Source organism: Methylobacterium sp. J-088 (assembly GCF_022829295.1).
Lineage (GTDB): Bacteria > Pseudomonadota > Alphaproteobacteria > Rhizobiales > Beijerinckiaceae > Methylobacterium.
Map to the genome: position 1 here is coordinate 1 of NZ_JAKSYH010000063.1, position 8,738 is coordinate 8,738.

An 8,738-nucleotide genomic window follows, 5' to 3' on the forward strand; every position below is an offset into this window, starting at 1 on the left:
GAATGGGCGATGATCTGCACCGCCCACAACCTCCTCAAGCTGGCCAAGGCCAGTCACTGAGCCCAAAGCCGACGCCCACGTCTGCCCACACTTCCACCCTCATCCCACCGCGTAAACTCGTTACTCGGACGGGCTCCTAGCTGAGGCGACTCCCAGTGGAGGAGATGGCCTGTGTTCAGCCACATGATGGTCGGCACCAACGACATGGCCCGGTCGAAGGCCTTTTACGATGCCCTGTTCGCGGCGATGGGCGGCCAACCGGGCATGGAAGATCCCCTGGGCCGCGTGGTCTACATGCATCGGGGCGCGATCTTCCTGATCAGCAAGCCGATCGATGAACGCGCTGCGACCGCAGGCAACGGCAGCACCATCGGTTTCGATGTCGAGTCGCCGGAGCAAGCCGACGCTTGGCACAAGGCCGGAACGGCGCATGGCGGGAGCGCGATCGAAGATCCGCCGGGTGAGCGCAACGGCCCCGCCGGCCGCCTGTACCTCGCCTACCTGCGGGATCCGGACGGAAACAAGCTGTGCGCCCTGCACCGGCTCGGCTGAGGCGCCGGGGCGGGCGACGCGCAGAGCGCGCCCTCCTCACCCGTCTCGATCGTCCAGACCCAGCCGCGATGCGAATGGGCCGCATCAGGGCCAGCGTCAGATTCCGCCGCCACGGCGGGCGCAGTCGAACGCCCGCCTCGGAAGGGCCACGGCCTGTTCGGCGCGGCCCTAAGCCCTCGTTTCAACGTTCTCGCGCGCGCCGAACCGGTGTCACTGCGGCGGAGAGCGCATTCAGCGGACGCCGGCCGTCACGCCGGCGCACCCTTCAGGCGATCGAGTCATCGACGACTTGGTAGGCGAAGAACTTGAACGGGTCCTCGGCCACGCCCTCCTGCGCATCCATGGCGTCCGCGCAGTGCTGGCTCTCGATCGGGGTCGAGGGTCGCTGCGTGAAGGTCGCCGTCGGCGCCTCCGCCCGGGCGGTCTCGATCTGCCGCTCGATCTCGCCCGCATGGGTCGAATGGCAGAGCATCCAGGGCTCGCCGTCCTTCTCGATCGTCACGTAGGCCATGCGCTGTCTCCTGCGTTTCGGGTGGGACAACGCGGCAGGACGCGATTGGGCAGCGGGCGATCGTCGCGGTGACGACACAACTGCGCGCGTGGGGTGGCGGAGTCACACCGCGGCACACGCTTCGAAAGGGCACCGGTGCTCGTCCTGCCCGAGAACCGATCCATCCCCCTCAGCGGGAGCCGTCGCGGCGACCGGGTCCGCAGGCCGAGCGGCAGGAGAACGCCGCCGTCACGCGCATCGTCCCGGCCTCGGTCCTGGCCCTGTTCGCGCCGATCGCACGCGGCTCGCTCGTCCGTGTCGTGGTCGCGCTATCCGGATCCTGACCGATCAGTCCTGCCGATTCGGCAGCCAGCGCGCCATGAACCGAGCCGGCCGCACTGGATCGGCATACGCTTCGACCGCGGATTCGTCGTCCGGCAGCAGCGACGCGATCAGGTGCAGGAGGTCGTCCCTTTCCTGCCCGCGAAACAGCACGAGGAACGAGCCAAGGTCGAGCTGAACCTCCGGCACGTCCTCGCCGGGACGGTGCAGCACGTAGGGCTGACCGGTTTTCAGATCTCGCGTCAACGCATATCGGTCACCGCGCGCGCCGACGTGGAATTCCTTGGCGACCCGTGGTGTATCCTCAATCATGTCGTTCTCTACGCACACACGAAGACTGATCATAAGCCTCGCATAACGCCCACGACCGGTCCCTAACATGCGTCATATCTGCCGCGCTGTGGACATCATCCCCGAGCCATGGGCCGTCTGAAGGACGGGCCGCATTCAGAGGCCGGGCGGCGCGTCGGGACCAGATCGGGCCGCCGGATCGTGCCAAGAGACGGATCGATTCAGATCGATTCGCCGCACTGGCTCGAACCAGCCTGCGCCGAGATCTTGGAGATCCTTCTGATCGACACGGCGCTCGCGAACCGCCGACGCCCCGATGACGCCCGTCCTCGAGGCGGACAGGTCCTCCCGGCCGATCACCGCCATTCTCGGGATGAAGACGATCAACGCCATGCGCGACGTGGCCGACCTGCTCCGGTTGAGCGGAGACCGCGCCGCCTGCAAGATGGGCGGATTAAGCTGTCGACAATCTGCGCGCGCTGGAACCGGGTCTATTCGCAACCGTAATTGTCGAGGTGCGGTAAACTGCGGAGGCCACCATGATGTCGTTTGGCATATTCTGTGTCGTCGCCGGCGCCTGCATGGCGGCCGCGTCCCTGTGGTCCCCGCGCTACCGCGCCCTCCTCGAGGTGATGGGCGGGAGCCTGTTCCTCGCCGGTCTCGGCTTCGCGGGCGCCACGTTCGCGCTGGCCGCCTGATCCGCGCCGGCTTGAGCGTTTCGGCTGCCCGTCCCGAGTCGGGTCCACCCGCGGCGGGACACCCGACGATAGCAGCGATATTTGCAATGAACCCGGCAGTACAACAGTCACCCGGGAATCTGTGCCAATGTCGGACGAATTCATCCCGTTCTGGAGATTACTCGTCTCCGCGGAAGATCAGCTCCAGTGGGGCGTCGAGCCGGAGACGATGGAAGATACGGCCCGCGCACTGGCATGCCGGCATCCGGGCAGCGCATTGGCCGAGCGCCTGATGGCGCGTGCCGCCTATGTCCGCGCGATGGGCGCGCGCATGCCGCGCCATGGGGAACGGACGGCTTCCGTAGCCGCGCCGTGACCGGGCAGGTGATCGGAGCGGACGTCGGCGGCCCGGGCACGATCATCGCGCGGCCGTAACCGGAGTCGCGCGGCGATCGGGCGAGTCCCGCAACTGGTGATGCCAAGTCTGTGCTGCGACGCGCTCTTGCGCTTCAAGCGACCCGGTGATGCTCGGCGGAGGTCCGGGGGGCCGGAGCGGCAGGCTTGGCCTGCTCGGCCAACGTCCGAAGCGCCGCCACCATCGCGTCGGTCTGCACGTCGGAGACCTGATTCGCCGATCCGTTGCGGCTTCGGCTCCATGCCACCGCGAAGCTGGCCAGGAGGGCGGTCGCGCTGGCGATGAACGGCGCAGTGATCAGCGCCGCAAGCGGACTGATCGGACCCAGAAGGGCGGCCGTCGCCACGCCGCCACCGAGCGCTGCCGCGACTACGAAGAGCATCGGAATTTCGCCCGATAGAGGGAGCAGACCCCAGCGGTCGGCCCTCATCTACGAGATAAGATCAAAGCGTTAAGAACCGGTTAACGGGAAGGCTTGCACGTAACACATGTCTTAGCACTTCGGATGAAGGACAAGCTTCGATCGGATGTTCCAGCATCCGCACCGCAATCGGAAGGTTCCGTCCCAGGCGGTAGCGCCGAAAGGGCTGGGCAAGCAGCATCGCCCGCGGATCCCGAAGCTGCGGAACGGATCACCGCGCCCCGCGGCGGCCGGCACGACGAAAAAGTGCGTGCCTGTTGCAGTTCGGCGCCCGCACGTTCAGACCCGTCACGGTCCGCTGCACCGAGCCTGCTCCGCGATCCGCCCGGCCTATTCGTCAGGTAGGGTTGCAATTAATCTACAAATGGCTAAGCTCATGCGTAGAGACTACTGAGGAGGGCGGCGATGAAACCAGTCTATCCCCAGGGCGATGACCGCTCGGAAGCCCCGCTTCGCTCCGTGACGGCCGTTCATCCGGTGCACGAGGATCTGCTCCTTCAGGAACAGATGCGGCGCCTCCACAACACGCGCGCCCGCCAGCGCGCCGCCCGGCATCATCGTGCCGGCCGATCTCTGATCTGAAACACCGTGCTCGACACCATCCTCCTCATCTGCGCCGCGATCGCCATCGTGGGAACGGCGGTCCGGATCGGCATTGGCGCAGCCGTGCCGGCGATCCGGCCACGCCGGATCGAATGGGATGAGCACGTCGAGACGGACAGTTGAGAAGGCGGGCGCCGGGCGGGCGCCCCAGGCATGCGGGCATCGCGGACGATGGGGCAGCCCACCGCCATCGTCCGTGATTCGGATCGACGCGGGCCCGTCCCCCCCCTATACGCGCCGGGCGGGCGGCACGGTGATTGGAGCTTCTGGCGTCCGCTGAGGGATGCGGCGTGGCGGAGAGCGTGGCAGTCGTCGGCCTGGGCTATGTCGGGCTCCCCTTGGCCCTCGCCTTCGGCCGAATGCGGACAACGATCGGCTACGAGCGGTCCGCCGGCAAGGTGGCCGCCTACCGCGCCGGCCGCGACCCCGCGGGCGAGGTCGACGCGGCGACGTTCGAGTCCGCCCGGCACCTCACGATCACCGACGATCCCGCCGCACTGTCGGCGGTCGACGTCATCATCGTCACGGTCCCGACCCCCGTCGATGCGGCCCAGCGGCCGGATTTCGACCTGCTGATCCAGGCTGCCGCGCTGGTCGGGCAGCACATGCGGCCGGGAACGACCGTGGTGTTCGAATCCACCGTCTATCCCGGCGCGACCGAGGAGATCTGCATCCCCGTCCTGGAGCAATCCTCCGGCCTGCGCTGGAAAACGGATTTCTTCGTCGGCTACTCACCGGAGCGGATCAACCCGGGCGACCGGGAGCACAACCTCACCCGGGTGATGAAGATCGTCTCGGGCGACACCCCTGAGACGTTGGCACGGCTGAGGGCGCTCTACGGCTCGATCATCGAGGCGGGCATCCACGCTGCCACGTCCATCCGGGTCGCGGAGGCCGCCAAGGTGATCGAGAACACCCAGCGCGACCTCAATATCGCCCTGATGAACGAGCTGTCGCTGATCTTCGACAAGCTCGGCCTCGACACGCTGGAGGTGCTCGAGGCGGCCGGCACCAAGTGGAATTTCCTGCCGTTCCGCCCGGGTCTCGTCGGCGGCCACTGCATCGGGGTCGATCCCTACTACCTCACCCACAAGGCCGCGATGATCGGCTACAACCCGCAGGTGATCCTGGCCGGGCGGCGCATCAACGACAGCATGGCCGCCCACGTCGCCCGCGGGACGGTCAAACGGATCGTCCGCGGGGGCGGGGGGCCGGGCGGAGGCCGTGTCATCGTGCTCGGCCTGACCTTCAAGGAGAATTGCGCGGACCTGCGCAACTCCAAGGTCGCCGACCTCGTCCGGGAGTTGGAAGAATTCGGCTGCACCGTCGCGGTCCACGATCCCCGCGCCAGCGCCGCGGAGGCCCGGGCCGAGTACGGGATCGCGCTGGTCGCGTGGCACGACCTGCCCGACGCGGCCGACGCGGTGGTGATCGCCGTCCCGCATCAGGATTATGCCGCTCTGGGGCCGGCGGCGATCACCGCGCGGCTGCGGCCCGGGGGTCTGGTGGTGGACGTGAAGGCGCTCCACGACCGGGCGACCTTCGCGCGACTGGGCTTCGAGGTCTGGCGGCTGTAGCACGGGTCGCCCAGCGGAGGAGGCACGCCATGCAGGCGACAGGCGACGAACCCGGCGCGGTTGCCGATCGGCATGCGCGCTACCCCGACGCGCGGATCCGCGCGATCCTGAACGATACGCGCACGATCGCGCTGGTGGGCGCCTCGGCAAACCCCGCTCGCCCGAGCTGGATCGTGCTGAAATACCTGCTCGCCCGGGGCTACGCAGTGATCCCGGTCAATCCCGGCCTCGCCGGCCAGGATCTGCTCGGCCGCCGGGTCGCGGCGACGCTCGCCGAGGCGCAGGCCTCCCTGGGCGGCCAACCGATCGACATAGTCGAGATCTTTCGCAACTCCGCCGCTGCGGGCCCGCTGGTCGACGAGGCACTGGCGCTCTCGCCCCTGCCCAGAATCATCTGGATGCAGCTCGGCGTGCGCGACGACGCAGCCGCTGCCCGGGCCGAGGCCCAGGGCCTCACGGTGATCATGAACCGCTGTCCCAAGATCGAGTACGGGCGGCTCTCGGGCGAGATCGGCTGGACGGGGGTGAATTCCCGGATCCTCACCGCGCGCAAGCCGGTGCTCGCCGCCAAGGGTGTCCAGAAGCTCACCATCGCCGAGCGCGGCCGGCGCAGCGAGTGAATGAGGTATCCCGATACCGCATCCGCTAACCCACTCGGAAAGTTGGATTTTCGAGAAAAAATCAGTTCCGTGTTGACCCGGCATGCGCGTCCGGCTATGCACCCGCTACCGCCGCCGCGTGCCCCCCACGCGGCGGCTCCTTTTTCGGCACCCCTATGCCTGACGGCCCCGCCGGTCGGGGTCGGATGCGTCGGAACCCCTGGGATTTGGCTATGAAGACCACCTCGCTGAAGCCCGCCGAGGTCGACAAGAAGTGGATCGTGATCGACGCGGAGGGCCTCGTTGTGGGCCGTCTGGCGTCGATCGTGGCGATGCGCCTGCGCGGCAAGCACAAGGCCGCCTACACGCCCCACGTCGATTGCGGCGACCATGTCATCGTCGTCAACGCGGACAAGGTGAAGTTCACCGGCCGCAAGTACGTCCAGAAGCGCTACTACTACCACACCGGCTATCCGGGCGGGATCAAGGAGCGCACGGCCAAGTTCATCCTCGAAGGGCGCTTCCCCGAGCGTGTGGTCGAGAAGGCCGTCGAGCGCATGCTGCCCCGCGGCCCGCTCTTCCGCCAGATCCTCGGCAACCTCCGCGTCTACAAGGGCGCCGAGCACCCGCACGTCGCCCAGCAGCCGCAGGCGCTCGACGTCGGCGCCCTCAACCGCAAGAACGTGAGCGCTTGATCATGGCGACCCTGCAGTCCCTCGCCGACCTCAACCGGGCGAATACCGGCGCGGCCGACCCCGCCAACGAGGCCCCCGTCCACGTCCAGAAGCTGGACGCTCAGGGTCGGGCCTACGCCACCGGCAAGCGTAAGGACGCGGTCGCCCGCGTCTGGATCAAGCCCGGCAACGGCACGGTCACGATCAACAAGCGCCCGGTGGAGGTGTACTTCGCCCGGCCGGTGCTGCGCATGATCCTGCGCCAGCCGCTGGAGATCGCCGGCCGTATCGACCAGTACGACATCAACGTCACGGTGGCGGGCGGTGGCCTCTCGGGTCAGGCCGGCGCGGTGCGCCACGGCCTCTCGAAGGCGCTGACCTACTACGAGCCGGAGCTGCGCGCGCCGCTGAAGCGCGAAGGTTTCCTGACCCGCGACGCCCGCGTGGTCGAGCGTAAGAAGTACGGCCGCAAGAAGGCCCGCCGCAGCTTCCAGTTCTCCAAGCGTTAAGACACCCGGTCATACCGGTGTCACGGAGAGGGCGGTTCCTGCGGGGGCCGCCCTTTCGCGTTTCTGACGGTCCCGCGCGGCCGTTGACACGATGGTGCGGCGCGATCACCTGAACAACCGTGCCCGACTCGGGCGGCGCATGAGACTTAAACAGCGAGACGGACGATGGCTGGCGACGGCGCGAGAAAGCCCACCGTGTTCATCGACGGCGAGGCCGGCACCACCGGTCTCGGCATCCGCGAGCGCCTGGAGCGCGACGGGCGGGTCGCCCTGCGCAGCATCGCCCCCGAGCACCGGAAGGATCCGGAGGCCAAGCGCGCATTGCTCGCCGAAGTCGACCTCGTCGTGCTGTGCCTGCCCGACGAGGCCGCCAAGGCGACAGTGGCGCTCGCCGACAGCCTGCCGGGCGGCGGACCCCGCATCCTCGACGCCAGCACCGCCCATCGCGTGGCCGAAGGCTGGAGCTACGGATTCCCGGAGATGACCCGGGAGCAGGGTGCCGCGATCGCCCGCGCCCGGCGGGTGGCCAATCCCGGCTGCTATCCGACCGGGGGCATCGCGCTCCTACGGCCCCTGGTGGAGGGCGGCCTGATCCCGGCCGATCACCCGATCGGCGTTAACGCGGTCAGCGGCTACAGCGGCGGCGGCAAGAGCATGATCGAGGCCTATGAGCAGGGCACGGCGCCGCCGTTCCTGCTTTACGGCCTGGGCTTCGCCCACAAGCACGTGCCGGAGCTGCAGCGCTACAGCGGGCTCGCCCGGCGGCCGATCTTCGTACCGTCCGTGGGTAATTTCCGGCAGGGCATGCTGGTGAGCATCCCGCTCCACCTCGACGCGCTGCCGGGCAAGCCCGCTTCCGCCGATCTGGAAGCTGTGCTCCGCGACTGGTACGCCGACCGGCCGCTGGTGCAAGTCGCTTCGGGCGCCGCCACGGGGGCGCATATCGAGAAGATCGAGCCAGAGGCGCTCAACGAGACTGACCGGCTGGAGCTGCGTGTGTTCGGGTCGTCCGAGCACGGGCAGGCGGTGCTGGTGGCGCGCCTGGACAATCTCGGCAAGGGCGCCTCCGGGGCGGCGGTGCAGAATATCGGGCTGATGCTCGGCCTCGACGGCTGAGGATCGCGCGTCCCGGTCCGATGCGACGAAGCGGCGCCGGTGGCCGTCCGATGGTCACCCGGCTTATTTACCGCGTGCCGGTGATCCGATAGGGCGGGTGCCTGACGACGGCACGCGCTCCGCTGCGGGTCTGCGCCTCCGCGCAAATGCGCCCGATCCGCCCTGAGACAAGCACGGTTCGTCGGTCGGTCAGGATCCACGCAGCGGGTCGGGAAGGCCGAGGGAGCGGCTTGGTGAGATTGATCGCGTGACGCTGCTGAAAGCTCTGTACCAAAGCGGGTCGATCTCGGGCTGGGCGCGGACGCGCGGCGCCCCGCTGCTGGCCCGCCTAGCCGGCCCCGCCCTGCCGCCCGTCGACGATCTCGCCAGCGCCGACGCGCAGGTTGCCGCGCTCACCCCGCATGTCGACGCCGCGTTCTACGCCACGTGGTACGGCATTACCGCCGATCCCGTGCGCGACTATCTCGTCCAC

General features: G+C 68.4%; 14 protein-coding genes. 11 read left to right on the forward strand and 3 right to left on the reverse strand.

The features are described 5' to 3' along the window. Positions 1–171: 171 nt before the first annotated feature. Positions 172–552, forward strand: coding sequence for a VOC family protein (locus MKK63_RS08045; protein WP_244000444.1), 381 nt, complete (start codon positions 172–174; stop codon positions 550–552). A 265-nt stretch (positions 553–817) separates the two neighbouring features. Here MKK63_RS08045 and MKK63_RS08050 read toward each other — a convergent pair whose 3' ends face one another. Both MKK63_RS08050 and MKK63_RS08055 read right to left on the reverse strand, forming a co-directional pair. Further along, complete coding sequence (locus MKK63_RS08050) at positions 818–1,063, reverse strand: hypothetical protein (protein WP_244000446.1); 246 nt, start codon at positions 1,061–1,063, stop codon at positions 818–820. A 327-nt stretch (positions 1,064–1,390) separates the two neighbouring features. Beyond that, a complete protein-coding gene (locus MKK63_RS08055) occupies positions 1,391–1,696 on the reverse strand; it encodes a hypothetical protein (RefSeq protein ID WP_244000448.1) in 306 nt (101 codons plus the stop codon). 521 nt (positions 1,697–2,217) lie between these two features. Between MKK63_RS08055 and MKK63_RS08060 the strand changes: the two genes are divergently transcribed. Next, positions 2,218–2,373, forward strand: coding sequence for a hypothetical protein (locus tag MKK63_RS08060; protein WP_244000450.1), 156 nt, complete (start codon positions 2,218–2,220; stop codon positions 2,371–2,373). 127 nt (positions 2,374–2,500) lie between these two features. Further along, positions 2,501–2,728: a hypothetical protein gene (locus MKK63_RS08065; RefSeq protein ID WP_244000452.1), complete on the forward strand. Its 228-nt coding sequence runs from the start codon at positions 2,501–2,503 to the stop codon at positions 2,726–2,728. A gap of 133 nt (positions 2,729–2,861) precedes the next feature. On the opposite strand, the gene MKK63_RS08070 is transcribed toward MKK63_RS08065, so the two are convergent. After that, positions 2,862–3,149: a hypothetical protein gene (locus tag MKK63_RS08070; protein ID WP_244000454.1), complete on the reverse strand. Its 288-nt coding sequence runs from the start codon at positions 3,147–3,149 to the stop codon at positions 2,862–2,864. Between the two features lie 444 nt (positions 3,150–3,593). Between MKK63_RS08070 and MKK63_RS08075 the strand changes: the two genes are divergently transcribed. From MKK63_RS08075 to MKK63_RS08110, 8 genes are all read left to right on the forward strand, one after another. Beyond that, entirely contained in the window at positions 3,594–3,770 is a 177-nt protein-coding gene (locus MKK63_RS08075; RefSeq protein ID WP_244000456.1) for a hypothetical protein, read from the forward strand. A 6-nt stretch (positions 3,771–3,776) separates the two neighbouring features. Further along, complete coding sequence (locus MKK63_RS08080; RefSeq protein ID WP_244000457.1) at positions 3,777–3,914, forward strand: hypothetical protein; 138 nt, start codon at positions 3,777–3,779, stop codon at positions 3,912–3,914. 167 nt (positions 3,915–4,081) lie between these two features. After that, positions 4,082–5,368, forward strand: a complete 1,287-nt coding sequence (locus MKK63_RS08085) for a nucleotide sugar dehydrogenase (protein WP_244000459.1) — start codon at positions 4,082–4,084, stop codon at positions 5,366–5,368. Between the two features lie 29 nt (positions 5,369–5,397). After that, on the forward strand, positions 5,398–5,988 hold the full coding sequence (locus tag MKK63_RS08090; protein ID WP_244000461.1) for a CoA-binding protein: 591 nt from the start codon (positions 5,398–5,400) through the stop codon (positions 5,986–5,988). Between the two features lie 212 nt (positions 5,989–6,200). Continuing rightward, positions 6,201–6,662 carry a 50S ribosomal protein L13 gene (gene rplM / locus MKK63_RS08095; RefSeq protein WP_007565855.1) on the forward strand — a complete coding sequence of 154 codons (462 nt, stop codon included), beginning with the start codon at positions 6,201–6,203 and terminating at the stop codon, positions 6,660–6,662. A gap of 2 nt (positions 6,663–6,664) precedes the next feature. Continuing rightward, entirely contained in the window at positions 6,665–7,150 is a 486-nt protein-coding gene (gene rpsI / locus MKK63_RS08100) for a 30S ribosomal protein S9 (RefSeq protein ID WP_243918978.1), read from the forward strand. Between the two features lie 165 nt (positions 7,151–7,315). Next, positions 7,316–8,266, forward strand: a complete 951-nt coding sequence (argC, locus tag MKK63_RS08105; RefSeq protein ID WP_244000463.1) for an N-acetyl-gamma-glutamyl-phosphate reductase — start codon at positions 7,316–7,318, stop codon at positions 8,264–8,266. 247 nt (positions 8,267–8,513) lie between these two features. Continuing rightward, positions 8,514–8,738, forward strand: a 225-nt coding sequence (locus MKK63_RS08110; RefSeq protein WP_244000466.1) for a hypothetical protein, incomplete at its 3' end; no start/stop codon positions are given.

Bases quoted from the DNA above. Each gene is read 5' to 3' on its own strand.
- rplM (WP_007565855.1), top strand. From the start codon at position 6,201: ATGAAGACCACCTCGCTGAAGCCCGCCGAGGTCGACAAGAAGTGGATC.
- MKK63_RS08055 (WP_244000448.1), bottom strand. From the start codon at position 1,696: ATGATTGAGGATACACCACGGGTCGCCAAGGAATTCCACGTCGGCGCG.
- argC (WP_244000463.1), top strand. From the start codon at position 7,316: ATGGCTGGCGACGGCGCGAGAAAGCCCACCGTGTTCATCGACGGCGAG.
- MKK63_RS08075 (WP_244000456.1), top strand. From the start codon at position 3,594: ATGAAACCAGTCTATCCCCAGGGCGATGACCGCTCGGAAGCCCCGCTT.
- MKK63_RS08050 (WP_244000446.1), bottom strand. From the start codon at position 1,063: ATGGCCTACGTGACGATCGAGAAGGACGGCGAGCCCTGGATGCTCTGC.
- MKK63_RS08070 (WP_244000454.1), bottom strand. From the start codon at position 3,149: ATGCTCTTCGTAGTCGCGGCAGCGCTCGGTGGCGGCGTGGCGACGGCC.
- MKK63_RS08060 (WP_244000450.1), top strand. From the start codon at position 2,218: ATGTCGTTTGGCATATTCTGTGTCGTCGCCGGCGCCTGCATGGCGGCC.
- MKK63_RS08090 (WP_244000461.1), top strand. From the start codon at position 5,398: ATGCAGGCGACAGGCGACGAACCCGGCGCGGTTGCCGATCGGCATGCG.
- rpsI (WP_243918978.1), top strand. From the start codon at position 6,665: ATGGCGACCCTGCAGTCCCTCGCCGACCTCAACCGGGCGAATACCGGC.
- MKK63_RS08065 (WP_244000452.1), top strand. From the start codon at position 2,501: ATGTCGGACGAATTCATCCCGTTCTGGAGATTACTCGTCTCCGCGGAA.